This is a genomic window from Lederbergia wuyishanensis, from assembly GCF_022900255.1.
Classification (GTDB): Bacteria; Bacillota; Bacilli; order Bacillales; family Bacillaceae_C; genus Lederbergia; species Lederbergia wuyishanensis.
This window is the reverse complement of sequence record NZ_JALIRM010000001.1, coordinates 1,059,625-1,083,911: the sequence shown is the minus strand read 5'-3', so window position 1 is coordinate 1,083,911 and position 24,287 is coordinate 1,059,625. Positions and strand designations below refer to the sequence as shown.

At 36.4% G+C, this 24,287-nt stretch carries 24 protein-coding genes; 21 read left to right on the top strand and 3 right to left on the bottom strand.

The window, feature by feature from the left end; genetic code table 11:
• The first annotated feature begins 2 nt into the window (after positions 1–2).
• From MT489_RS05400 to MT489_RS05390, 3 genes are read left to right on the top strand one after another with little or no spacing between them, the layout of a single operon-like run.
• Positions 3–611: a helix-hairpin-helix domain-containing protein gene (locus MT489_RS05400; RefSeq protein WP_244680453.1), complete on the top strand. Its 609-nt coding sequence runs from the start codon at positions 3–5 to the stop codon at positions 609–611.
• A gap of 56 nt (positions 612–667) precedes the next feature.
• Positions 668–1,129 carry a ComE operon protein 2 gene (locus tag MT489_RS05395; protein WP_244680452.1) on the top strand — a complete coding sequence of 154 codons (462 nt, stop codon included), beginning with the start codon at positions 668–670 and terminating at the stop codon, positions 1,127–1,129.
• A 58-nt stretch (positions 1,130–1,187) separates the two neighbouring features.
• Positions 1,188–3,488: a DNA internalization-related competence protein ComEC/Rec2 gene (locus MT489_RS05390; protein ID WP_244680451.1), complete on the top strand. Its 2,301-nt coding sequence runs from the start codon at positions 1,188–1,190 to the stop codon at positions 3,486–3,488.
• Between the two features lie 82 nt (positions 3,489–3,570).
• Here the strand turns inward: MT489_RS05390 and MT489_RS05385 are convergent, their stop codons facing one another.
• Positions 3,571–3,705, bottom strand: coding sequence for a YqzM family protein (locus tag MT489_RS05385; RefSeq protein ID WP_244680450.1), 135 nt, complete (start codon positions 3,703–3,705; stop codon positions 3,571–3,573).
• A gap of 358 nt (positions 3,706–4,063) precedes the next feature.
• On the opposite strand from MT489_RS05385, the gene holA reads away from it, so the two are divergent.
• Positions 4,064–5,086: a DNA polymerase III subunit delta gene (gene holA, locus MT489_RS05380; RefSeq protein WP_244680449.1), complete on the top strand. Its 1,023-nt coding sequence runs from the start codon at positions 4,064–4,066 to the stop codon at positions 5,084–5,086.
• Positions 5,087–5,142: 56 nt separating this feature from the next.
• Here the strand turns inward: holA and rpsT are convergent, their stop codons facing one another.
• On the bottom strand, positions 5,143–5,403 hold the full coding sequence (gene rpsT, locus MT489_RS05375) for a 30S ribosomal protein S20 (RefSeq protein WP_244680448.1): 261 nt from the start codon (positions 5,401–5,403) through the stop codon (positions 5,143–5,145).
• Positions 5,404–5,590: 187 nt separating this feature from the next.
• On the opposite strand from rpsT, the gene gpr reads away from it, so the two are divergent.
• From gpr to deoC, 12 genes are all read left to right on the top strand, one after another.
• Complete coding sequence (gene gpr / locus MT489_RS05370) at positions 5,591–6,718, top strand: GPR endopeptidase (RefSeq protein ID WP_244680447.1); 1,128 nt, start codon at positions 5,591–5,593, stop codon at positions 6,716–6,718.
• A gap of 65 nt (positions 6,719–6,783) precedes the next feature.
• Positions 6,784–7,119: a DUF3679 domain-containing protein gene (locus MT489_RS05365; protein WP_244680446.1), complete on the top strand. Its 336-nt coding sequence runs from the start codon at positions 6,784–6,786 to the stop codon at positions 7,117–7,119.
• Positions 7,120–7,343: 224 nt separating this feature from the next.
• Positions 7,344–9,179: a translation elongation factor 4 gene (lepA, locus tag MT489_RS05360; protein WP_244680445.1), complete on the top strand. Its 1,836-nt coding sequence runs from the start codon at positions 7,344–7,346 to the stop codon at positions 9,177–9,179.
• 86 nt (positions 9,180–9,265) lie between these two features.
• Positions 9,266–10,393 (top strand): radical SAM family heme chaperone HemW, encoded by a 1,128-nt coding sequence (gene hemW / locus MT489_RS05355; RefSeq protein WP_244680444.1) that lies wholly within the window; start codon positions 9,266–9,268, stop codon positions 10,391–10,393.
• A 113-nt stretch (positions 10,394–10,506) separates the two neighbouring features.
• Entirely contained in the window at positions 10,507–11,535 is a 1,029-nt protein-coding gene (hrcA, locus tag MT489_RS05350) for a heat-inducible transcriptional repressor HrcA (RefSeq protein ID WP_244680443.1), read from the top strand.
• A gap of 29 nt (positions 11,536–11,564) precedes the next feature.
• Entirely contained in the window at positions 11,565–12,203 is a 639-nt protein-coding gene (gene grpE / locus MT489_RS05345) for a nucleotide exchange factor GrpE (protein ID WP_280518487.1), read from the top strand.
• Between the two features lie 28 nt (positions 12,204–12,231).
• On the top strand, positions 12,232–14,070 hold the full coding sequence (dnaK, locus tag MT489_RS05340; RefSeq protein WP_244680442.1) for a molecular chaperone DnaK: 1,839 nt from the start codon (positions 12,232–12,234) through the stop codon (positions 14,068–14,070).
• Between the two features lie 146 nt (positions 14,071–14,216).
• Entirely contained in the window at positions 14,217–15,335 is a 1,119-nt protein-coding gene (gene dnaJ / locus MT489_RS05335) for a molecular chaperone DnaJ (protein WP_244680441.1), read from the top strand.
• 30 nt (positions 15,336–15,365) lie between these two features.
• Positions 15,366–16,304, top strand: coding sequence for a 50S ribosomal protein L11 methyltransferase (gene prmA, locus MT489_RS05330; protein ID WP_244680440.1), 939 nt, complete (start codon positions 15,366–15,368; stop codon positions 16,302–16,304).
• 12 nt (positions 16,305–16,316) lie between these two features.
• Positions 16,317–17,069, top strand: a complete 753-nt coding sequence (locus MT489_RS05325; RefSeq protein WP_244680439.1) for a 16S rRNA (uracil(1498)-N(3))-methyltransferase — start codon at positions 16,317–16,319, stop codon at positions 17,067–17,069.
• A 4-nt stretch (positions 17,070–17,073) separates the two neighbouring features.
• Entirely contained in the window at positions 17,074–18,426 is a 1,353-nt protein-coding gene (gene mtaB, locus MT489_RS05320; RefSeq protein WP_244680438.1) for a tRNA (N(6)-L-threonylcarbamoyladenosine(37)-C(2))-methylthiotransferase MtaB, read from the top strand.
• 276 nt (positions 18,427–18,702) lie between these two features.
• Positions 18,703–19,374, top strand: coding sequence for a deoxyribose-phosphate aldolase (gene deoC / locus MT489_RS05315; protein WP_244680437.1), 672 nt, complete (start codon positions 18,703–18,705; stop codon positions 19,372–19,374).
• Positions 19,375–19,376: 2 nt separating this feature from the next.
• Here deoC and MT489_RS05310 read toward each other — a convergent pair whose 3' ends face one another.
• Positions 19,377–20,303, bottom strand: a complete 927-nt coding sequence (locus tag MT489_RS05310; RefSeq protein WP_244680436.1) for a Na/Pi symporter — start codon at positions 20,301–20,303, stop codon at positions 19,377–19,379.
• A gap of 290 nt (positions 20,304–20,593) precedes the next feature.
• Between MT489_RS05310 and rpsU the strand changes: the two genes are divergently transcribed.
• From rpsU to MT489_RS05285, 5 genes are all read left to right on the top strand, one after another.
• On the top strand, positions 20,594–20,767 hold the full coding sequence (rpsU, locus tag MT489_RS05305) for a 30S ribosomal protein S21 (RefSeq protein WP_057983047.1): 174 nt from the start codon (positions 20,594–20,596) through the stop codon (positions 20,765–20,767).
• 13 nt (positions 20,768–20,780) lie between these two features.
• Positions 20,781–21,227, top strand: coding sequence for a GatB/YqeY domain-containing protein (locus MT489_RS05300; protein ID WP_244680435.1), 447 nt, complete (start codon positions 20,781–20,783; stop codon positions 21,225–21,227).
• A 150-nt stretch (positions 21,228–21,377) separates the two neighbouring features.
• Complete coding sequence (locus MT489_RS05295; protein ID WP_244680434.1) at positions 21,378–22,679, top strand: NfeD family protein; 1,302 nt, start codon at positions 21,378–21,380, stop codon at positions 22,677–22,679.
• 43 nt (positions 22,680–22,722) lie between these two features.
• Positions 22,723–23,721: a flotillin-like protein FloA gene (gene floA, locus MT489_RS05290; RefSeq protein ID WP_244680647.1), complete on the top strand. Its 999-nt coding sequence runs from the start codon at positions 22,723–22,725 to the stop codon at positions 23,719–23,721.
• 32 nt (positions 23,722–23,753) lie between these two features.
• Positions 23,754–24,230: a hypothetical protein gene (locus MT489_RS05285; protein WP_244680433.1), complete on the top strand. Its 477-nt coding sequence runs from the start codon at positions 23,754–23,756 to the stop codon at positions 24,228–24,230.
• Positions 24,231–24,287 lie beyond the last annotated feature (57 nt).

Below are 24,287 nucleotides of genomic sequence, written 5' to 3'. Positions count from 1 at the left end.
AATTGATTTGGCTTGAAAAATATAAATCTCTATTGGTAGGAGCAATTGTAATAGGAATCGCTCTATTTCTGTTTATAAGCCATCCAAAAGATAAACAAGTAGTAGTAAATGCCAATCTTCCATTAGCGGAAACAGATATACCTATAGTAAAGGAAGAAGCAATTGATAACCCGGTAGTAGTAAAGTTTTTTGTAGATGTAAAAGGTGCAATAAAACTTCCTGGACTTTATGAAGCTAATGAAGATGATCGAGTCTTTGACATTATCCAAAAAGCCGGAGGGTTGCTCGATAATGCAGATGAAGGACAAATAAATTTTGCTCAAAAAATTTATGATGAAATGGTAATCTACATTCCGATGGTTGGTGAGGAAATTGAAAATCCTTTTTTAAATAGTTCCTCACCATCTAATCAAAATGATAAAGTTAATTTAAACAAGGCTAATTCGAGTGAATTGGAAACATTACCTGGAATTGGTCCTTCAAAAGCCGCTGCCATAATCGAATTTAGAGAACAGAATGGGCCATTTAAGCAAATTGAAGATCTTCAAAAAATATCTGGGATCGGACCAAAAACATTTGAAAGATTACAGGATTTAATTACAGTTAAGTGATTGACTAATTTCTACAATTGTAGATAAACTGAAGAAAACAGTAAAGGGAGACTTCTATGGAGAGAATATCTTGGAATCAATATTTTATGGCACAGAGCCATCTACTATCATATCGAAGTACTTGTACGAGACTAACAGTTGGGGCAACTATTGTGAGGGACAAGCGAATTATTGCAGGAGGCTATAATGGGTCAATTGCAGGTGGTGTTCATTGTATTGATGAAGGCTGTTATGTAATTGATAATCATTGTATAAGGACGATTCATGCAGAAATGAACGCTATTTTGCAATGTGCGAAATTCGGTGTGCCAACTGAAAATGCTGAGATATATGTGACTCATTTTCCGTGTTTGCAATGTTGTAAGGCAATCATCCAGGCAGGCATAAAGACTGTTTACTATGCCGAAGATTATAAAAATCACCCTCATGCAATCGAATTGTTTGAACAATCAGGTGTCGTTGTGGAACAAGTTCCATTTGACAAAGAAATTTTTCAAACATTTGCAGTTAATCAGTAATACATTATCACTGGAGTGGCTGGAAACAGCCCTCCAATCTATTCAGAAAGGAGTTTCGATGGCTACAGGTCGTTGGTTTTATGCTGCAATTGCTGCAATATCAGGTGTAATGATTATTTTTGAATTTCACTTATTAACCATTATTCTTATTTCGATAGGGACAATACGAATTATTTTGGAAAGGCAAAAAAAGTTGCTCTTTTTTTATTGTTTGTTCTTTATTTTTTTTGTGTGTCTCACAATATATAATAAAAACCATAATGTTACGATTTTTGATTATGGATTTGCGAATATGCATATTACCTTTAAAGAAGTTCCTGAAATTGACGGGGATCGATTAAGAGCAGTTGTTGTATCCGATCAGGAAAATCTCCTTTTATCCTATAAAATCCAAAGTGAAGTTGAAAAATCTATGTTGGAAGAAAATATCAGAGCAGGCGCAACATGCTATATTTCTGGTGAATTGATTCAACCAGAGCAAAATCGTAACGAATATGCTTTTAGTTATAAACAATATTTGTATACACAACATATCCATTGGTTATTGGAAACAAGTTCTATAGATTGGAATGATTGCTATTATTCCAATCAAACAATTATAAATGATTTGCAAAACATTCGTGAAAAAGGAGTATGGTTTGTAGAAAAACATTTTCCAGATCAATTAATTCCTTATGCGAATGCGTTAATATTTGGAGACCGTTCTTCATTTCCAGAAGATACATTTCGTTCTTATCAGCAAATAGGAGTAGTCCATTTATTAGCAATCTCTGGTTTACACATCGCTTTTCTTGTGGGATTAATTTATGTAATTCTTCTTCGTTTAGGCATATCAAAAGACACGATTTATTGGCTCCTTCATATCATCTTGCCAATTTATATGGTAATTTGTGGTTTAAATCCTCCTGTAATAAGGGCTGTTTTAATGTCACTCCTTTTATTATCTGCAAAAAAATGGCGCCTTCCCATTACTACTCTTGATGCATTATCCATCAGCTTTATTATTTTCTTGCTTTTTGATCCTTTTTTGATTTATCATCCTGGATTTCAACTTTCTTTTTGTGTTACATTTTGTTTGATTATATCTTCAAAAGCCATTTTTGCGAAAAATCCTACTTATATAAAAACGATGTTGGAAATCTCTGTCGTTTCTACACTTGCCTCTTTTCCGATTCTCGCTTTCCATTTCTTTGAGTTTTCTGTAATAGGTATATTGGCAAATGTTATATTTGTTCCCTTTTACACAGCAATAATATTGCCGGCAATGCTTAGCCTCTTCGTAGTGAAATTTTTTAATGATTGGTTATTTCAATTTTTTTCGGAATTAATAGCTACTATTGTCTTTTATTCAGAAAAGTTCGCTCTTCTAATCAGCGCCTTTAAATATTCAACAATCATTACAGGAAAACCTAACTCAATAAGTATCATTTTTATGATTATTGGTGCATATCTATACGTTTTTTTAATCGAAAATAATAAAGCAAAAATACTAGCTGTTTTGCCATTAACAATGATTTTGTTAATTAATAACGCATTTAACCAATTTTCTCCAAAAGGAGAAGTAATCTTTATCGATATCGGTCAAGGTGATAGCACTTTAATAAAATTGCCTTATAATCGTGGAACATATTTGATCGATACGGGAGGGCAAATTCATTTTTCTGTTCCGGAATGGCAAAAACGTAAAAAGCCTTTTCAAATTGGTACACAAATTTTATTGCCAGTATTAAAAAGTAAGGGAATCCATAAAATAGATAAACTGATTTTAACTCATAGCGACGCAGACCATATTGGAGCAGCAAAGGACTTATTTGGAGAAATAACAATAAAAAAGATTTATATTTCACCAAATTCTTGGGATAATGCACTAATGGAAGAAATTCTTTATCTCAGTGATATCTATGGAATACCAATTTCAGAAGTGAAAGCTGGATCAGGATGGGAAAACAAATCAGGCATTTTTCAATTTATTTTTCCATTAGATGATGATTACGAAGGGAACAATAGTTCACTCGTACTATTTGCAGCTTTTGGTGGATTGAAGTGGCTCTTTATGGGGGATATAGAAAAAGAAGGGGAGAAAGTAATCATGGATACATATGCAAAATTGGATGCTCATGTCTTAAAAGTAGGTCACCATGGAAGTAAAACTTCTACTACAATTGATTTTGTTAAATTCATTAATCCTAACTATGCTGTCATTTCAGCTGGACATAATAATCGATACGGTCATCCTCATCAAGATGTGCTCGATGTATTAGAGGATAATAAAGTACACATATTTCGAACAGATATTCAAGGTGCAATCCATTATGTTTTTGTAAAAAGAAGTGGAACCTTTCAAACCATCCTGCAATAAGATGAACAATATAAAGGTCAGTTTAAAGCAATAAAAAAAGAAGTTTGTTAAACAAACTTCCTTTTGCGGGGTGCAAGCCTTATTATTTTCCAAGAAGCTCTATAACTGTTCCAATTACGAAAATAGCTGTAAAGAAAACAAATGAGACTGCAAAACCAACACCGGAATCTACCGCATCATTTCGTTTTGATTGGACATTTTGTTCAAATTTATTCACGACTACCCCTCCTATTTCCACTATAGTATAGACGAAGTTCAAAAAAAAATCCACAATTCCATTACCACTGCTGACAAGAGTTGACACCCATACTTTTTAATATGTAGGCAACAATACGAATACAAGTTTCTTTCTTATCGAAACTTTTGTCATCAGAACTCCGGAGGCTTATGAAAGTACATCCGCTTCAAATTAAGTATCCTAGGCCTTATTTTGAAGCGTTCATCATAGATTTGGGGGCACTTCACTTGTGTAAGTTATGGACTTACTACGGGTGGAATGTCCCCTTTGCCTCTTGTCAAATGTGCCTAGCTTTCATACGATATTAGTATACACTAGAATAAGGCGGGCAAAAAACATGAAACTTTGGGAAAAAATAGATAGAAAACAGTTTTCACCACTGTATTTATTATATGGAACTGAAAGCTTCATAATCAACGAGACGAAGCAAAAATTAGTGACAAATGTGTTAACAGAAGAAGAAATGGATTTTAATTTATCCGTATATGATATGGAAGAAACCGCTATTGAAGAAGCACTCGAAGATGCAGAAACCTTTCCTTTTTTTGGGGATAGGAAATTAGTGTTTATTAATAATCCAATATTTTTAACTTCTGAAAAATCTAAGGAAAAAGTTGAACATAATATTAAAAAATTGGAATCTTATCTTGAAGCGCCTTCTCCTTACTCCATATTAGTTTTTGCAGGATATTATGAAAAGTTAGATGAGCGAAAGAAAATAACAAAACTTCTGAAAAAAAATGCAGAAGTCCTTGAAGCAAAAAAGCTATCTGAAGGAGAGTTGCGGATTTGGATAAAGGGCCGTGTAGAGGATAAAAGTCAACAAATAGATGAAAGTGCAATTGATTTAATATTGTCTTTAGTTGGCCCTGATTTAATGAATCTTCATTCTGAATTAGAAAAACTTTCTTTGTATGTTGAAGAAACAAAAAAAATAACAGCTGAAATTGTTGAAAGACTCACTTCCAGATCATTGGAACAAAATATATTTGATTTAGTCGATAAAGTTGTACATAGGAAAATGGAAGAAGTCTTTAGAATTTATTATGATTTAAGGAAGCAAAATGAAGAACCAATAAAAATATTAGCACTATTAGCAAGTCAATTCCGACTAATCTACCAAGTGAAGGAACTTATGAAAAGAGGATATGGGCAACAACAAATTGCAAGTACGCTTAAAACTCATCCTTTTCGCGTTAAGCTTGCTTCTGGACAAGCCCGTTCCTTTACGGATCAGGAACTTGGAGAAATTATTAACCTATTAGCATTAACAGATGAACAGCTCAAAACAGGTGGAACAGGTAGAGAAGTTTCGCTTGAGCTATTCTTGCTGAAATTAGGTCATTTAAAAATTTCATAAGTATGTTTGACTAAAAACTAAACGCTCCAATCTTATGATTGGAGCGTCGTTTTTTATTAAGCCATTTTGCTTAATTTTGTTGCTAGACGTGCTTTTTGGCGATTAGCTGTATTTTTATGGATCAAGCCTTTTGTTGCAGCTTTATCAAGATGCTTTACGGCATTTTTAAAAAGGTCTTTAGCATTTTCTTCATTTTGCTCAACAGCTGATTCGAATTTCTTTACAGCAGTACGCATTGCAGATTTAGCAGCGGAGTTTTGAGCGTTTTTTGCTTCGTTGATGTTTACTCTTTTAATAGCAGATTTAATGTTTGGCATACCATTCACCTCCTGACAATGATCGAGGTTTTATATCACTCGACTTTCACTAATACCATTATTTAATAACAATCAGAACAAGAGATATTTTATCAGACGAATAATAGGAATGCAATACTTCTGAATGAAAAATGGTATGAAAGGAAATGATGGACAGTAAGTAGTTTCCTTTTTGGAGGGTAGAATAATGAAAAATAATGAACTTGATTTAAGTCGATATTCTATTAGAACTGACTTGGCAAAAGAAGCGTTTGAAATGGCTTTAGCCCAATTGATGGGAAAAAAGAAAGACAAAGTAGAGCAGAAAGAAATTAATGGAGTCATCATTAAAGAGAGGATGGAAGGCGATATAAAAATATCTTTAGCCACCATCACCTCCGAAGGTGAAGAAAAGTTAGGAAAAAAAGCTGGCCATTATTTGACAATTGAAGTTCAAGGAATTAGATCCCAGGATTCTGTTTTACAGCAACAGGTAGAAGAAACTTTTGCGAGAGAATTCAGTGGATTTTTAGAAATGTTAAACATCCCAAAGACAGCTAGTTGCTTGGTTGTAGGATTAGGTAATTGGAATGTAACGCCTGATGCACTCGGCCCACAAGTTTGTGAACATCTTATCATAACTAGACACTTATTTCAGCTTGAAGCTCATCAAGTTGAAGAGGGATACAGACCTGTAAGTGCGATTGCTCCGGGTGTTATGGGTCTTACAGGAATTGAGACAAGTGACATAATATTTGGGGTTGCAGAGAAATCTAAACCCGATTTTATAATAGCTATTGATGCGCTAGCATCTAGATCAATTGAAAGGGTCAATGCTACAATCCAAATTTCAGATACTGGAATCCATCCTGGGTCTGGTGTTGGTAATAAAAGAAAAGAATTAAGTAAAGAAACCTTAGGAGTTCCAGTCATTTCTATTGGAGTTCCAACGGTTGTAGATGCTGTTACGATTACAAGTGACACAATTGATTTTTTGCTTAAGCATTTTGGAAAAGAGATAAAGGAATCTGCGAGACCATCCAGATCTCTATCCCCGGCCGGCTTGACATTTGGAGAAAAAAGAAAGCTAAGTGAAGAAGATATGCCTGAAGAAAGACAAAGACAAACGTTTTTAGGAATGGTAGGAACTCTTGAAGAAGAAGAAAAGAGAAGGTTAATACACGAAGTACTAGCTCCTCTTGGACATAATTTAATGGTTACGCCAAAGGAAGTAGATGTTTTCATTGAAGATATGGCAAATTTAATAGCATCCGGATTGAATGCTGCACTTCATACTGCTGTAGATCAAACAGATGCAGGATTTAAAACTAGATAAAAAAGTTCTATCATTTTTTTGTAAGCATACTATTTAGTAGACGGAATGATAGAGGAGGTGGAATGATGAGAAACTTTCTAGTTAAATGCATTTTACTTGTTAGCGCTCTGTTTATCGGAGTTATAATCGGTATGAACAAAGCTAATGACGGAATGCTTAATATGAAAGGTTTTACAGATGATTCATTCCAAACTCCCGTAAATATTCAGCAAAACGAAGTTGGTGAAGTGGAAACCAGCTTTATGGGAAAAGATCTTCCAACATTTAACCTTGATGAGAAAAAAGAAAAATTAGAAGAAGTAAAAGCTTATAATTTTTTTTCAGAAGTTGGTAAATTCTTAGCTAATATAGTGACCACTATTACACAAAAAATCTTTGAATTTGTTTCCAGTTTATTATAAGGATAATTAAACTAGTATTTATTGGAGAACATCCGCTTATAGCCCACGCTCCACCTCAAGGAAAGCGTGCAATAAGAGCGGAAGTGAACATACGTGATTAGTAAAGAAAGATGCAAGCTACTTATAATATAGGTAGCTTTTTTAATTTTCCCATTTGCTCATTGAATGTACTGCTGTTATAATTTACGCTAGCATACTTGTGTCGATTAACAGGAGTGAACACGATGAATATAGAAGAAAGAAAAAAAAGACAAGAAAAAATCCGTAACTTTTCCATTATTGCCCATATCGATCATGGAAAATCTACGTTAGCTGACCGAATCCTTGAACAAACGAAAGCTCTCACATCCCGAGAAATGAAAAATCAATTATTAGACTCTATGGATTTAGAGAGAGAGCGGGGCATTACGATAAAATTAAATGCCGTACAATTAAAATATAAAGCAAAAAATGGCGAAGACTATACATTTCATCTCATTGATACACCTGGACACGTAGATTTCACATACGAGGTTTCCAGAAGTCTTGCCGCTTGTGAAGGTGCGATTTTAGTCGTTGATGCTGCTCAAGGTATCGAAGCGCAAACTCTTGCAAATGTTTATTTAGCTCTAGATAACAATCTTGAAATTTTGCCTGTTATTAATAAAATTGATTTACCTGCAGCAGATCCAGAAAGAGTTAGAAAAGAAATTGAAGATGTAATAGGTTTGGATGCTTCTGAAGCGGTATTGGCTTCTGCAAAAGCGGGAATAGGAATAGAAGACATTCTTGAGCAAGTCGTGGAAAAAGTCCCTGCCCCTTCTGGAGATCCCGAAGGTCCACTCAAAGCACTTATTTTTGATTCGTTATATGATTCTTATCGCGGAGTAATTACTTATATACGAGTAATGGAAGGGACCGTTAAAGCAGGCGATAAAATAAAAATGATGGCTACTGGTAAAGAATTTGAAGTATTGGAAGTCGGCGTTCATGCTCCAAAACCGATGTTAGTAGAGGAGCTTACAGTTGGAGATGTAGGATTCTTAACAGCATCTATTAAAAATGTAGCGGACACTCGTGTTGGGGATACGATTACTAGTGCGAAGAACCCATCGTCAGAGCCACTTCCAGGATATCGTAAGTTAAATCCTATGGTATTTTGTGGTCTTTATCCTATTGACTCAGCAAAGTTCAATGATCTTAGAGAAGCGCTTGAAAAACTAGAGTTGAACGATTCTTCGCTTCAATACGAAGCCGAATCTTCACAAGCACTTGGATTTGGATTCCGCTGTGGATTTTTAGGGCTTTTGCATATGGAGATTATTCAAGAACGAATTGAAAGAGAATTTAATATAGATTTGATCACGACAGCACCTAGTGTAATCTATAAGGTGTTTATGACCGATGGAACAGAATTAAATGTTGATAATCCATCCAATATGCCTGATCCACAGAAAATCGATCATGTAGAAGAACCCTATGTGAAAGCGTCCATGATGGTTCCAAATGATTACGTAGGGGCTGTTATGGAATTATCTCAACAAAAGCGCGGACACTTTGTCGACATGCAATACTTAGACGACATAAGAGTAAACGTTGTATATGAAATTCCTCTTTCGGAAATTGTTTATGATTTCTTTGATCAATTGAAATCAAACACAAAAGGCTATGCTTCATTTGATTATGAAATGATAGGCTATCAGCCATCCAAACTAGTGAAGATGGATATCTTATTGAATGGCGAACAAGTTGATGCACTTAGCTTTATTGTTCATCGTGATTTTGCCTATGACAGAGGAAAAGTCATTGTTGAAAAACTAAAGGAATTAATTCCTAGACAACAATTTGAAGTCCCTGTTCAAGCAGCTATTGGGCAAAAAATCGTCGCACGCTCGACCATTAAATCAATGGGTAAAAACGTATTAGCTAAATGTTACGGCGGAGATATTTCTAGGAAAAGAAAACTATTAGAGAAACAGAAAGAGGGGAAGAAACGGATGAAGCAAGTTGGTTCCGTTGAAGTTCCTCAAGAAGCATTTATGGCAGTGTTGAAAAGAGACGATCAAGGAAAGTCAAAATAATAACTTTATGGAAGGGAAGGTTAAGTATGATATTGTTCATGCCGCACTTCCCTTTCGTTTTTGATTTTATATAAGGTGTGATAGAAATGAAGGCCGCGTATATCCATATTCCATTTTGTGAACATATTTGTCATTATTGTGATTTTAATAAAGTATTTTTAAAAGGCCAGCCAGTCGATGAGTATGTTCAATCACTTATTAAAGAATTTGAGATTGTAAATAATGAAACACCTATTCAACAAATAGAAACTATTTTTGTTGGAGGCGGAACTCCTACGGCACTTAATGAGCAACAATTGGAAACACTCTGCAAAGGGATAAGATCATATTTGCCTTTTTCTGATGGGGAATTTACTTTTGAGGCCAATCCAGGGGATTTATCAACTGAAAAACTAAAAATTTTAGCTGAATACGGAGTTAATAGAATTAGCTTTGGTGTACAATCATTCAATGATGAATTGTTAGCTAAGATTGGCCGTTCTCACAGAGTTAAAGATGTGTATTCCTCACTTGAAAAAGCTGCTCAATGTGGATTCACAAATATTAGCATCGATTTAATCTATGCATTGCCTGGACAAACACTTGATGATTTTAATGCAACCTTAAAAGAAGCGATAGCATTAAAATTACCTCATTATTCAAGTTACTCACTAATTGTTGAGCCTAAAACTGTATTCTATAACTTGATGAGAAAGGGTAAATTAAGTTTACCAAATGAAGATGTAGAGGCTGAAATGTATAAATTGTTAATGGCTGAGATGGAGAAAAATGGCTTGGACCAATATGAGATTAGCAACTTTTCGAAGCCAGGATTTGAAAGTAAACACAATTTAGTCTACTGGAACAATGAAGAGTATTTTGGCTTTGGGGCAGGGGCTCACGGTTATATAAATGACATTCGATATTCAAATGCTGGTCCATTAAAAAAATACATGGTACCGATCAGTGAGGGAAAAAGACCTATTTTTGATCAAAACAAAATAACCAAAAAAGAAAAAATGGAAGAGGAAATGTTTCTTGGATTGCGAAAGATTAAAGGAGTACAAATAAGTCACTTTTATAAAAAATATAATGAAGATGTAATGGAAATTTTTAAGAAACCTATTCATGAAATGATGAATCGTGGACTTTTAACAGTAAATGATGGGTATTTATTGTTGACAAATAGAGGGAAATTGTTAGGAAACGAAGTATTTCAAGCCTTTCTTCTTTAATTATTTTTGGCTAAGTTCGAAAGTGTAAAATCGTTGACATCAACTAATCATTTTGATACTTTTATTATAGATTTAGCACTCATTAGAATAGAGTGCTAACAGAGGTGATAAATGTGTTAACAGATCGTCAGTTGCTCATACTTCAAGTGATTATTGATGATTTTATCCGATCTGCACAACCTGTCGGCTCACGCAGTCTTTCCAAAAAAATTAATATTCCTCTTAGTTCTGCAACGATAAGAAACGAGATGGCGGATTTGGAAGAATGGGGATTTATTGAAAAAACACATACTTCCTCAGGAAGAGTGCCTTCTGAGAAAGGGTACAGGTATTATGTTGATCATTTGCTTGCTCCACAGGTTTTACATGCAAAAGATATTCAAAAACTCCATTCCATTTTTGCAGAACGTATATATGAATTGGAAAATATTGCACAAAAATCAGCTAAAATCTTATCCGAATTAACCAATTATACCGCAATATTACTGGGACCTGCTGTAAAGGAAAACAAATTAAAAAAATTGCAAATCGTTCCGTTGAATATGGAGACGGCAGTCGCCATTATTATTACGGATACTGGCCATGTTGAAAATAGAGTTTTTACTCTTCCAGAAAATATGGCTCCAGAAGAGATTGAAAAGCTTGTGAATATCTTAAACGATAAGTTAATTGGTGTTTCTATAGCAGAGCTAAGGGAAACAATTTATAAAGAAGTAGCTGCTTTGCTGCAAAGAAATATTCAACAATACGACTTATTGCTTAATACTATCCTACAAACAATAGATGTACCTACAACAGAAAGATTGTATGTTGGCGGAAAAATGAACATACTCAATCAACCAGAATTTAAAAATATTGAAAAAATCCGTTCAATTATGGACATGATTGAACAGGAACAGGGAATATATGAATTGTTCAAACATACGCCACGTGGGATTAATGTGAAAATTGGTAAGGAAAATGAGAACTCACAAATGGAAGATTGCAGCTTTATCACTGCGACCTATTCTATTGGTACAGAAGACGTAGGTACAATTGCTATTTTAGGGCCAACTAGAATGGAATATTCACGTGTCATTAGTTTATTAGATTTTTTGAGAAAAGATTTGAGCTTAGTATTAACAAAATTGTATCATCAATAAGAAATGAAATATAAGGAGGTGAAGTTGTTATGAACAATCGAACTAAGGAAACAACAGATCAACTGAAAGAGCAAACAAATGGTGGAGTAGATGAAACAAGTACAGTGGAGACTTTAGAAGAAACTGATGGAGTAGTAAACGAAACTGAAGAGGTTGGACAAGCTGAATCACAAGTAAATGAAGAGGATTCTAGTAAAGAAGAGGTTGTGGATGAAACTGCTTTAAAGATTTCTGAACTCGAGAAAAAGGTTGATGAATCCGAAAATAGATACTTGCGTTTGTATGCTGATTTTGAAAATTTCCGCAGACGCGCCCAGCTTGAAAGGGAAGCGAGCGAAAAATATAAATCTCAGAGCTTAATCACGAACCTGCTGCCAGCAATCGATAATTTTGAAAGAGCATTGCAATTCGAGCCGAATGATGAACAAGCCATAGCATTACTTGAAGGTGTTCGAATGGTATATCGAAATATTATCGACGCGTTAAAGCAAGAAGGTGCAGAACAGATTGAAGCGGTAGGTCAAGAATTTGATCCGAATTTTCATCAAGCTGTTATGCAGACGAATGACGCAGAATATGGCTCAAATATAGTAGTAGAAGAGTTTCAAAAAGGCTACAAACTTAAAGACCGCGTAATTAGACCATCAATGGTAAAAGTGAATCAATAGTTTCTACATATTTTGGGAGGTAAAAGATATGAGTAAAATCATAGGTATTGACTTAGGAACCACGAACTCATGTGTGGCGGTACTTGAAGGTGGAGAACCAAAGGTAATCCCAAATCCTGAGGGAAATAGAACAACACCATCTGTTATCGCATTTAAAAATGGCGAAAGACAAGTTGGGGAAGTAGCAAAACGCCAAGCAATTACGAACCCAAATACGGTTATGTCTATTAAACGTCATATGGGTACACAGTACAAACAAGAAATTGAAGGCAAAGAATATACACCTCAAGAGCTTTCAGCTGCTATTCTTCAATATTTAAAATCTTATGCTGAAGATTATCTTGGAGAAAAAGTAGAAAAGGCTGTAATAACAGTTCCTGCTTATTTTAACGATGCTGAGCGTCAAGCTACAAAAGATGCTGGAACAATTGCTGGTTTAGAAGTAGAAAGGATCATTAACGAACCAACTGCTGCTGCACTTGCATATGGTCTTGATAAAACAGACGAAGACCAAACAATCCTAGTATATGACCTTGGTGGTGGAACATTTGACGTTTCCATCATGGAACTAGGTGACGGAGTATTTGAAGTATTAGCTACTGCAGGGGATAACCGTCTTGGCGGTGATGATTTTGACGAAGTTATCATTGATTATCTTGTACAAGAATTCCGCAAAGAAAACGGAATCGACCTTTCAAAAGATAAAATGGCGCTGCAACGATTGAAAGATGCTGCTGAAAAAGCGAAAAAAGATCTTTCTGGTGTAACTTCAACTCAAATCTCATTACCATTTATCACTGCGGGTGAAGCTGGTCCACTTCATATGGAGCTTACTTTAACTCGTGCTAAATTTGACGAAATAACTTCTCATTTAGTCGAAAGAACGATGGGACCTACTCGCCAAGCATTAAAAGACGCTGGTAAGTCTCCATCTGAAATTGATAAAGTTATTCTTGTTGGTGGATCGACAAGAATTCCTGCGGTACAAGAAGCAATTCGTAAAGAAACAGGCAAAGATCCTCATAGAGGAGTTAACCCAGATGAGGTTGTTGCTATGGGCGCAGCAATTCAAGGTGGTGTGTTAACTGGAGATGTAAAAGATGTAGTTCTTCTTGATGTAACACCACTTTCTCTTGGTATTGAAACAATGGGTGGCGTATTTACGAAACTAATTGATCGAAATACTACAATTCCTACTTCAAAGGCGCAAGTGTTCTCAACTGCTGCTGACAATCAAACTGCAGTAGATATTCACGTACTGCAAGGTGAACGTCCGATGGCTGCAGATAACAAAACGCTGGGACGTTTCCAATTGTCAGATATCCCACCTGCACCACGTGGAATTCCGCAAATTGAAGTGAAGTTTGATATTGATAAAAACGGAATTGTAAATGTTAGTGCCAAAGATTTAGGTACAGGAAAAGAGCAAAACATTACAATCAAATCTTCTTCTGGCCTATCTGAGGAAGAAGTCGATCGTATGGTTCGCGAGGCAGAAGATAATGCTGAAGCTGATAAAAAACGCAAAGAAGAGGTTGAGCTTCGGAATGAAGCAGATCAACTGATTTTCACAACTGAAAAGACATTGAAAGACCTAGAAGGTAAAGTAGATGCTGCAGAAGTGAAAAAAGCAGAAGAAGCGAAGGATGAATTAAAAGCTGCTGTTGAGAAAAATGACTTAGACGAAATGCGTCAAAAGAAAGACGCTCTACAAGAAATCGTTCAAAACCTTTCAATGAAGCTATATGAAGAAGCTGCAAAACAAGCACAGGCACAACAAGGAGCTGGAGATGGCAAGAATGCAGGCTCCGACGATAATATTGTAGACGCTGAGTTCGAAGAAGTTAAAGATGACGATAACAAATAATAAAAGTGATGAAAAGCCAAAGCCCATTTCAACGGCTTTGGCTTTTCTCATCTGTTTTAGCTGTCATTATGAATCTTCACTTTTAATCACTATATGATTTGTGATAAAATATACTTTATGTGAAAAGGACGCGGGAGTGTGTTTTTATGAGTAAAAGGGATTATTATGAGGTGCTTGGAGTATCAAAAAGCGCCACAAAAGATGAGATAAAAAAAGCATATCGACGTTTGTCGAAACAATATCATCCAGACATTAATAAAGAAGCTGGAGCGGATGAGAAATTCAAAGAAATAACAGAAGCGTATGAAGTATTAAACGATGACCAAAAACGTGCTCAATATGACCAATTTGGCCATGAAGGACCTCAAGGGTTTGGTGGAGGATTTGGAGGAGCAGACTTCGGCGGTTTTGGTGGGTTTGAAGATATCTTTAATACGTTCTTTGGTGGCGGCGGAAGAAGAGATCCTAATGCGCCAAGGCAAGGCTCGGACCTTCAGTATACGCTTGACTTATCCTTTGAAGAGGCTGTATTTGGAAAAGAGACAATAATAGAAATTCCTAGAGAAGAAACATGCGATACTTGTAATGGTAGTGGGGCAAAACCAGGAACGACACCAGAAACATGTTCGCACTGTCACGGAAGCGGCCAACTTAATGTAGAACAAAATACGCCATTTGGTCGGATTGTTAATAGAAGAGTTTGTAACTATTGTAATGGAACAGGCAAATTAATAAAGGAAAAATGCCGAACATGCGGCGGCGACGGTAAAGTAAAAAAACGCAGAAAAATTAATGTTAAAATCCCACATGGTGTTGATGATGGGCAGCAAATGCGTGTATCAGGTGAAGGGGAACCAGGTATTAATGGAGGGCCTCCAGGGGATCTATACGTCGTATTCCATGTTAGGCCGCATGAATTTTTTGAACGTGATGGCGATGATATTTATTGTGAAATGCCAATTACTTTCGCGCAAGCGGCTCTTGGTGATGAAATAGAGGTACCTACTTTACACGGCAAAGTGAAATTGAAAATTCCTGCAGGTACACAAACAGGTACGCGTTTCCGACTTCGTGGAAAAGGTGTTCAAAATGTCAGAGGATATGGCACAGGTGACCAACATATTCTGGTGAAGGTTATCACCCCTACGAAACTAACAGAAGAACAAAAACAACTACTTCGAGATTTTGCTGATATAAGTGGAGACACACCAGATGAGCAACATGAGAGTTTCTTTGATAAAGTAAAACGTGCTTTTAAAAGTTGATGATTTGTATGAGATTGGAGCGGTTTTTATATGAAGTGGACTGAAATTAGTATTCATACTACTAACGAGGCTATCGAACCTATTTCGAACATTCTTCATGAAGCGGGAGCAAGTGGTGTTGTGATTGAAGACCCTTCAGAGCTAACGAAGGAAAGAGAAGATTGGTTTGGTGAAATATACGATTTGAATCCTGGGGATTATCCTGAGGAAGGTGTCATCATTAAAGCCTATTTACCAGTAAATAGTTTTATTAGCGAAACCGTAGATTCAATCAAACAGGAAATCACCGATCTTATTAAGTACGATATTGATATTGGGACGAATCGAGTTACAACTACAGAAGTAAAAGAAGAGGATTGGGCTTCGGCATGGAAAAAATATTACCATCCTGTGAAAATATCCGAAACTTTTACAATAGTTCCGACATGGGAAGACTATGAACGTGTAAATAGTGACGAACTTATAATTGAGCTTGATCCCGGAATGGCGTTTGGTACAGGGACCCATCCTACTACAGTCATGTGTATTCAAGCATTAGAAAAAACTGTCCAAAAAGGTCAACATATCATTGATGTGGGAACAGGTTCAGGCGTTCTTAGTATTGCCGCTGCGTTATTAGGTGCAAAGAATGTATTAGCTTTAGATTTAGACGAAGTAGCAGTGAAATCTGCAAAGCAAAATATTGAAATAAATAACGTATCTGAGCAAATTGAAGTTCGAAAAGGTAATTTGCTCGAAGGGATAGAGGATAAGGCTGATATTGTTGTAGCGAATATTTTAGCTGACATAATTATTCGATTTACAGACGACGCAGCAACTATTGTCAAGCAAGGTGGTTATTTCATAACATCCGGAATTATTCAACCAAAAAAATTAGAAGTCAAAGAGGCAATTATTGCCGCTGGTTTTGATATTGAAGAAACATTAGTGATGGAAGACTGGGTTGCTTTCATTGCTAAGCGTTCATAAAGAGGTGGCAAGGTGCAACGCTATTTTATAGATGAGGCCTTTAACAATCAGAAATCTGTCCGAATATCGGGGGAAGATTTTCATCACATAACTAGAGTGATGCGAATGAAAGAAGATGATATGTTTTGGGTTGTTTTTAAAGATGGAAAAGCTGCGTCTGTAAAAATCAGCCAAATATCGGATTCATATATCGAAGCGGATATGATTGAATTTGAAAAAGCGGATAAAGAGCTCCCTATATATATAGCTATTGCGAGCGGTCTGCCCAAAGGGGATAAATTTGAATGGATTATCCAAAAAGGGACTGAGCTAGGAGCATCAGAATTTATCCCTTTTATTGCAACCCGCTCAGTAGTAAAATGGGAGAGTAGAAAAGAATCGAAAAAGCTTGAGAGATGGAATAAGATTGCAAAAGAAGCTGCAGAACAGTCCCATCGCCAGTTTTTACCATTCGTTCATAGTCCTTATACAATAAACGAGCTTATTCAATATAGTGATAAATTTGATTGGAAGATTCTAGCATATGAAGAAGCAGCTAAGGAAGACGAGCAAAGCAATTTTGTAAGAATCATCCAGTCTGCCAAACCTAAGGATAAAATTTTGATTGTCTTTGGTCCAGAAGGTGGTATCACAGTTCCAGAGAAAAATGAACTTACATCACATGGTTTTGAAATATGCGGACTTGGACCTAGAATATTACGAACAGAAACAGCGCCACTTTATGCATTAGCCGCTATTTCCTATCAATTTGAATTAATGAGGTGATAATATGTCTCTTGTAGCATTTCATACACTGGGCTGTAAAGTAAACCATTATGAAACCGAAGCAATTTGGCAATTGTTTAAAAACCAAGGCTACGAACGTGTTGATTTTGAAAGTAATGCCGATGTATATGTAATCAATACATGTACAGTTACAAATACTGGAGATAAAAAGAGTCGCCAAGTTATACGACGTGCTATTAGACAAAATCCTGATGCCGTTATATGTGTGACTGGATGTTATGCTCAAACTTCTCCTGCAGAAATCATGGCGATACCAGGAGTTGACGTCGTAGTCGGTACTCAGGACCGTACAAAAATGCTAGATTATATTGATCAGTACAAAGAAGAGCGTCAGCCAATTAATGGTGTCGGCAATATTATGAAAAATCGTGTATATGAAGAACTAGACGTTCCTGCCTTTACAGATCGTACTCGTGCTTCTTTAAAAATACAAGAAGGCTGTAATAATTTTTGTACTTTCTGTATTATTCCTTGGGCTCGAGGCTTAATGCGCTCTCGTGATCCGAAGGAAGTTATTCGCCAAGCTCAACAGCTTGTCGATGCAGGATATAAAGAAATCGTTCTGACAGGAATCCATACAGGTGGTTACGGAGAAGATCTGAAAGATTATAATCTTGCTGCATTATTGCGTGATTTGGAATCCCAAGTTAAAGGATTAAAACGAATTCGAATCTCTTCCATCGAAGCGAGTCAACTTACTGATGAAGTCATTGATGTAATTAATAAATCAAATTTAGTTGTAAGACATCTGCATATACCTATTCAGTCTGGTTCAAATACTGTTTTAAAAAGAATGCGCAGAAAATACACAATGGAATTTTTCGCTGAACGATTAGAATTGCTTAAAAAGGCACTTCCAGGACTAGCTATCACTTCCGATGTTATCGTTGGCTTCCCTGGAGAAACAGAAGAGGAATTTATGGAAACATATAATTTTATTAAGGAACATAAATTCTCAGAATTACATGTTTTTCCATATTCAAAGCGTACAGGTACTCCTGCTGCTAGAATGCCTGATCAAATAGATGAAAATATTAAAAATGATCGTGTTCATAGATTAATTACATTATCTGACCAACTGGCAAAAGAATACTCCTCACAATTTGAAAATGAAGTGCTGGAAGTGATTCCAGAAGAACCATTTAAAGAAAATCCTGAAAGTGGCCTATATGAAGGATATACAGACAACTATTTAAAAGTGGTTTTCCCTGCTTCTGAAGATATGGTTGGCAAGCTAGTAAAAGTTAAAATTACAAAAGCGGGCTATCCATATAACGAAGGTCAATTCGTACGAGTAATGGACGAGGTATCAGAAGAAAATTCAATGGCGATTTAACAAATAATATTATTTTTTTAATCTTATTCTGGAATATACGCTAGGTTGTTTGAAGTGGAGGGGGCAACCCTCCCTACCAGATACAACATCATGTCTTATGGCTAAACTAGTACATTTTAAAGTCGTAACATGCTTACCGGTTTGGAAAAAAATGAGCGCTTAGGACGGAAATCAACATGTTAAAACTTGGCTATCCCTTTATCATTTGGGGATAGCCATTTTTCATGATAATATAAATAAAAATATCTAACTTCTAAGTAAAGGAGCATTTTTATTATGGTAGACAATATTGCAAGATATATTGATCATACGTTATTAAAAGCTGACGCAACAAAAGAAAATATTACTGTTTTATGTGAAGAAGCAAAACAATACCATTTTGCATCTGTATGTGTAAATCCTACTTGGGTTCAGTACGTTTCTAGCTTACTTAAGGGATCAGATGTGAAAGTATGTACCGTAATAGGCTTTCCTTTAGGAGCAACAACTCCTGAGACAAAGGCATTTGAAACGAAAGATGCAATTGAAAATGGTGCCGACGAAATCGATATGGTTATTAATGTAGGTGCTCTTAAAGACGAGAATTTCGGGCTGGTTGAGCGTGATATTGCGGCAGTTTGTGCAGCTGCAAAAGGAAAAGCATTAGTAAAAGTTATTATTGAAACCTCACTTTTAACAGATCAAGAAAAGGAAAACGTATGTAAAATTGCTAAACAGGCAGGAGCAGATTTCGTAAAAACATCAACAGGCTTTTCTACAGGTGGCGCCACGGTAAAAGATGTTGAACTCATGAGAAAAACAGTTGGCCCAGAACTTGGAGTAAAAGCTTCCGGTGGTGTCCGTACAATAGATGATGTTCAAAAAATGATTGAAGCAGGTGCAACACGTATTGGTGCAAGCTCAGGAGTTGCCATTATGAAAGGACTTTCAGGTGAAGGGAACTATTAGGTCTATTTTTTTCTACCATGTAGTTTCATAATAAATTGCCCAAATTCCTTTGCAAAAGGTAATACAATAAGCGAGCAAACAACATTATATATGACACTAGCATGAGCAAGCTGGGTATTCGGATCTACAGCAAGCAGACGACTGAAATTCGCTATAATTGAAATCAATGGGAAAAATAATATTGCTCCCCCGACATTCAGCCAAATATGAGCAAATGCCGTCTGCCTTGCTTCCTTTCCAGCACCAATCGATGCAAATAAAGCCGTTGCACAAGTCCCGATATTTGCACCGATCATTATTGCAATTCCTGTTTCCAGTGGAAATGTACCTACGGTTAAAAAACTCATTGCTATACCTGTCATGACGGTGCTTGATTGAATTATTGCAGTCAGAAAAGTTCCAATGAGAAAAGAGATAACAGAATGATCCTTCATTACATATATTAAGTTATCTATATGTTTGATGTTAGCTAGAGGTCCAGATAGCCATTCAAAGCCATTCATTGATGCGAAAATAATACCAATGCCAAGTACAATAAAGCTACTGCTTTTTACTTTTAAATTTTTAGAAAATTGGAGAACCGTTCCGATCAAAAGGAGCGGTAAAATAATTGTTGATAAATCAAATGTAAAAAACTCCAATGTGACAGTTGTACCAATATTCGTTCCCAAAATAATTCCAATCGTCTGCGGGAAAGATAGTATGCGAGCTGAAACGAGTCCGACGGCAATGACTGTGACAGCTGAGCTGCTTTGGAGAACGACTGTCATTGCGATTCCTGCGAGAAACCCTAAAAAAGGAGTTCTAGTCATTTTCTGAAGCCAAATTTCCATCGTACTGCCGGATAAATTAAATAAGCCGATCCTCATCATCGTCATTCCAAGTAAAAAGCATCCAGCAAGTATAATAAATAAAAGAATATAGAGCATGTCTTTCACCTCTAATTAAAATATATGATGTGATTTGTTAGACATGCTTATCGTCGTATATCTCATGATAGAAATGATTTTTTATTTTCAGTATTTAAGTAGATATATTCGTTAAAAAGCTAACTTTAAGGCGTCTAAAAACATATACATGTCCATTTAATAATGCGATACTTGTGCTTTTCTTATAATTAGATTGTTGACCTGTCAAAAGCCTTATATTATAATTGCAAAGTACATGGATTTCCATGTATGAACATGTTATTGCTATGTTCGGAGGGAGGGAAAGAGAGATGTCAAAAACAGTAGTTCGTAAAAACGAATCGCTTGAAGATGCTCTTCGCCGCTTCAAACGTACAGTTTCTAAAACAGGGACTTTACAAGAATACAGAAAGCGCGAATTTTATGAAAAGCCAAGCGTAAGACGTAAGAAAAAATCAGAAGCTGCCAGAAAGCGCAAGTTCTAAAGAGGGTGAAATAATGAGTCTTCTTGAGCGTTTAAACGACGATATGAAACAAGCGATGAAGAATAAAGAAAAAGAAAAACTCTCCGTCATCCGAATGCTGAAAGCAGCCTTGCAAAATGAATCCATTAAGCTTGGCAAACAACAATTATCGGAAGAAGAAGAATTGACAGTCCTTTCTCGCGAAGTAAAGCAACGCAAAGACTCCCTCCATGAATTTAATAAAGCGGATCGTCATGATCTCGCGGAAAAAGTTCAACAGGAACTAGCTTTTGTGGAAAAATATATGCCACCTCAACTTTCAGAAGAAGAAGTGGAAGCTCTTGTGCAAGAGGCAATCTCAGAGTCAGGCGCAACTTCAAAATCTGACATGGGTAAAGTAATGGGTATTCTTATGCCGAAAGTAAAAGGAAAAGCAGACGGATCTCTCGTTAGCAAGCTTGTTGGGCGGCATTTATCGTAATAAACATTAAAGAAAAGTCGATGAGCAATAATGCTTGTCGGCTTTTTTACATATTTCAGGTATAATAGTTAGAGAACTCAAAAAAATTTTTGAATCTTTATCTGATTTTATTCGTATTACTGTTATGAACGCTTCGGAAGGGGGGATTGGATGAGAAGAGTGTTGATTGCTATCTGTATGCTTGCAGCGCTTGTTTTATCTGTGTTGCCTGCACAAGCAGATGGCAAAGGAGCGAACGTTTATGTAATACCTATTAATGACGAAGTGGAGAAAGGCCTATATGCGTATTTAAAAAGGGCAATTAATACCGCAGAGAAAGATAATGCTGAATTAATTATTTTCGATATGAATACACCTGGAGGCGAAGTTGTTGCCGCACGAGATATAGGAAACCTTATTTCAAGTACGAAAATAAAAACTGTTACTTTTGTCAATTCGTGGGCGATTTCTGCAGGCTCTTATATAGCTCTTCATACTGAGGAAATTTATATGACACCTAATGCAACAATGGGGGCTTCAGCAATTATTGACCAAACCGGAAATACGGCTGGAGAAAAAGCAGAGAGCATGTGGATTGCCGCAATGTCAGGTGTAGCCCAAGAACATGACCGTGACCCTGAAATTGCTAAAGCAATGGTTACATCAAGTATTGATTTTCCGGACTTAAAAGAAAACGGGAAACTATTAACGCTTACTGCTGCTCAAGCTGAAAAAGTTGGTTATTCAGAAGGAACTGTAAAGGATTTAGATGAGCTTATTGCAAAGCTTGGCTATAAAGGTGCCAATGTTCATAAGGTTGAACCTACTTTTGCTGAAAAAATTGCTAGATTTATTACGCACCCTGTAGTTGTTCCCATTCTTCTATCAATAGCTAGTTTGGGACTCGTTCTTGAATTATATTCTCCAGGCTTTGGATTGCCCGGAGGGATGGGCTTAAGTGCATTGCTGCTATTTTTCTTTGGACATTATGTTGCAGGACTTGCTGGTTATGAATCCATCATTCTATTTGTCCTTGGTATTATCTTGATAGCAGCGGAGTTTTTCCTGGCAGGTGGGATTGCCGGGCTGCTTGGAACAGTGGCTGTAATCGGCAGTATCATTATGGCTGGTGGTAATCTATTACACATGGCTATTTCCATCGTAATCGCTTTATTTTTATCTATTTTGGCTATTATCATAATGTTAAAGGTGTTTGGTAAACGGATGAATATATTTAAGAAGCTGATTTTAACAGATTCGACAAACACGGAAAGTGGCTACGTATCAAACGTAAATCGTCTAGAATTGATTGGGCGTGAAGGAGTTACAATTACACCATTAAGACCTTCAGGCACAGTTAAAGTGGATGATGAACGTTTAGATGTAGTCGCTGAAGGTAGTTTTATTGAAAATAATACAAAGGTTAAAGTCGTGAAAGTGGAAGGCTCACGAATAGTAGTAAGGGAGATTTGAACGACTTTTATTTAATACAGGAGGTAAAAGAATGTCATTAGGTATGGTATTAGGTCCAGAACTTATTTTTGCAATTGTAGCTATCGTTATCGGGATTATTGTCCTATCAGTATTATTTACTTTTGTACCAATCGGGCTGTGGATTTCAGCCCTTGCGGCAGGAGTAAAAATTGGAATTTTTACATTGATTGGGATGAGATTAAGAAGGGTTATTCCTGGTCGAGTTGTTAATCCATTAATAAAAGCTCATAAAGCGGGAATTAATGTTAGTACAAACCAGCTTGAAAGTCATTATCTTGCAGGGGGTAATGTGGATAGAGTCGTTAATGCATTAATCGCGGCTCAACGTGCAAATATTGAATTAACTTTCGAGCGTGCGGCAGCGATTGATCTTGCTGGTCGTAACGTATTAGAAGCGGTACAAATGAGTGTTAACCCTAAAGTTATCGAAACGCCATTTATCGCGGGTGTTGCAATGGATGGTATTGAAGTGAAGGCAAAAGCACGTATTACAGTAAGAGCTAACATTGAACGTCTTGTAGGGGGTGCGGGGGAAGATACAGTTATCGCCCGTGTTGGTGAAGGTGTTGTTTCCACTATTGGTTCAAGTGATAACCATAAGAAGGTCCTTGAAAACCCTGATATGATTTCTCGTACAGTTTTATCTAAAGGCTTGGATTCTGGTACAGCTTTTGAAATTCTATCGATTGATATTGCTGATGTTGATATCGGTAAAAATATTGGAGCGCAACTACAGACTGATCAAGCAGAAGCTGATAAAAAAATAGCTCAAGCAAAAGCAGAAGAAAGAAGAGCTATGGCTGTTGCTAATGAGCAAGAGATGAAGGCTCGCGTTGAAGAGATGAGAGCGAAGGTTGTTGAGGCTGAAGCAGAAGTTCCTCAAGCAATGGCAGAAGCGTTGAAATCAGGAAACTTAGGTGTTATGGATTACTTCTCATTGAAAAATATCGGTGCTGATACAGATATGCGCGACTCCATAGGGAAAATGTCAAAACCAGTTGATAGAAATAAACCAGAATAATACGTATCGCTAAATGAAAGGGGGTAACTCCTTTGGAATCAATATTATTTTTCCTTTTAATTGCTGCCATCAGTTTTATTTTTAATCGCAAAAGAGGTGCTAATCAACAGGAACAAAGGGAGCATCGAATGCCACCTCCTGTTGCAAAACCAATTCAAACCTATCACGACGAAGTTGAAGAAACAGTAAAACCTATCCAGCAAGTATTTCCTGAACTTGCTAAAGCGCGGAACTTAAAAGAAGCAGCAGAAATTCTAGTTACAAGAGCTCCACCAACCGTAAATGAAAAACAGGAAGAGCTACAGAGAAAATTGGAAGAACTGAAGGCCGAAGAAGAAAAGCGTCGTTTACAAGCAATAAAAATAAAACAGGTTAATCAACATATAAAAAACGAACAAGTCCCGGAGTTTCATTTTCAAGCTAATGATATCCTTAAAGGAATTGTTATGTCGGAGGTACTTGGCCCTCCACGTGCGCTAAGACCTTACGAAAAGATAAAACGTTCATAATTAAAAGTGATGAAACCTTCTTTCCACTCATACATATGAGAGGAAAGGGGGTTCTTT

Excerpts from the sequence above, each read along its gene's own strand:
- MT489_RS05395 (WP_244680452.1), top strand. The coding sequence starts at position 668 with ATGGAGAGAATATCTTGGAATCAATATTTTATGGCACAGAGCCATCTA.
- MT489_RS05390 (WP_244680451.1), top strand. The coding sequence starts at position 1,188 with ATGGCTACAGGTCGTTGGTTTTATGCTGCAATTGCTGCAATATCAGGT.
- holA (WP_244680449.1), top strand. The coding sequence starts at position 4,064 with ATGAAACTTTGGGAAAAAATAGATAGAAAACAGTTTTCACCACTGTAT.
- rpsT (WP_244680448.1), bottom strand. The coding sequence starts at position 5,403 with ATGCCAAACATTAAATCTGCTATTAAAAGAGTAAACATCAACGAAGCA.
- gpr (WP_244680447.1), top strand. The coding sequence starts at position 5,591 with ATGAAAAATAATGAACTTGATTTAAGTCGATATTCTATTAGAACTGAC.
- MT489_RS05365 (WP_244680446.1), top strand. The coding sequence starts at position 6,784 with ATGAGAAACTTTCTAGTTAAATGCATTTTACTTGTTAGCGCTCTGTTT.
- lepA (WP_244680445.1), top strand. The coding sequence starts at position 7,344 with ATGAATATAGAAGAAAGAAAAAAAAGACAAGAAAAAATCCGTAACTTT.
- hemW (WP_244680444.1), top strand. The coding sequence starts at position 9,266 with ATGAAGGCCGCGTATATCCATATTCCATTTTGTGAACATATTTGTCAT.
- grpE (WP_280518487.1), top strand. The coding sequence starts at position 11,565 with ATGAACAATCGAACTAAGGAAACAACAGATCAACTGAAAGAGCAAACA.
- dnaK (WP_244680442.1), top strand. The coding sequence starts at position 12,232 with ATGAGTAAAATCATAGGTATTGACTTAGGAACCACGAACTCATGTGTG.
- dnaJ (WP_244680441.1), top strand. The coding sequence starts at position 14,217 with ATGAGTAAAAGGGATTATTATGAGGTGCTTGGAGTATCAAAAAGCGCC.
- prmA (WP_244680440.1), top strand. The coding sequence starts at position 15,366 with ATGAAGTGGACTGAAATTAGTATTCATACTACTAACGAGGCTATCGAA.
- mtaB (WP_244680438.1), top strand. The coding sequence starts at position 17,074 with ATGTCTCTTGTAGCATTTCATACACTGGGCTGTAAAGTAAACCATTAT.
- deoC (WP_244680437.1), top strand. The coding sequence starts at position 18,703 with ATGGTAGACAATATTGCAAGATATATTGATCATACGTTATTAAAAGCT.
- MT489_RS05310 (WP_244680436.1), bottom strand. The coding sequence starts at position 20,303 with ATGCTCTATATTCTTTTATTTATTATACTTGCTGGATGCTTTTTACTT.
- rpsU (WP_057983047.1), top strand. The coding sequence starts at position 20,594 with ATGTCAAAAACAGTAGTTCGTAAAAACGAATCGCTTGAAGATGCTCTT.
- MT489_RS05300 (WP_244680435.1), top strand. The coding sequence starts at position 20,781 with ATGAGTCTTCTTGAGCGTTTAAACGACGATATGAAACAAGCGATGAAG.
- MT489_RS05295 (WP_244680434.1), top strand. The coding sequence starts at position 21,378 with ATGAGAAGAGTGTTGATTGCTATCTGTATGCTTGCAGCGCTTGTTTTA.
- floA (WP_244680647.1), top strand. The coding sequence starts at position 22,723 with ATGGTATTAGGTCCAGAACTTATTTTTGCAATTGTAGCTATCGTTATC.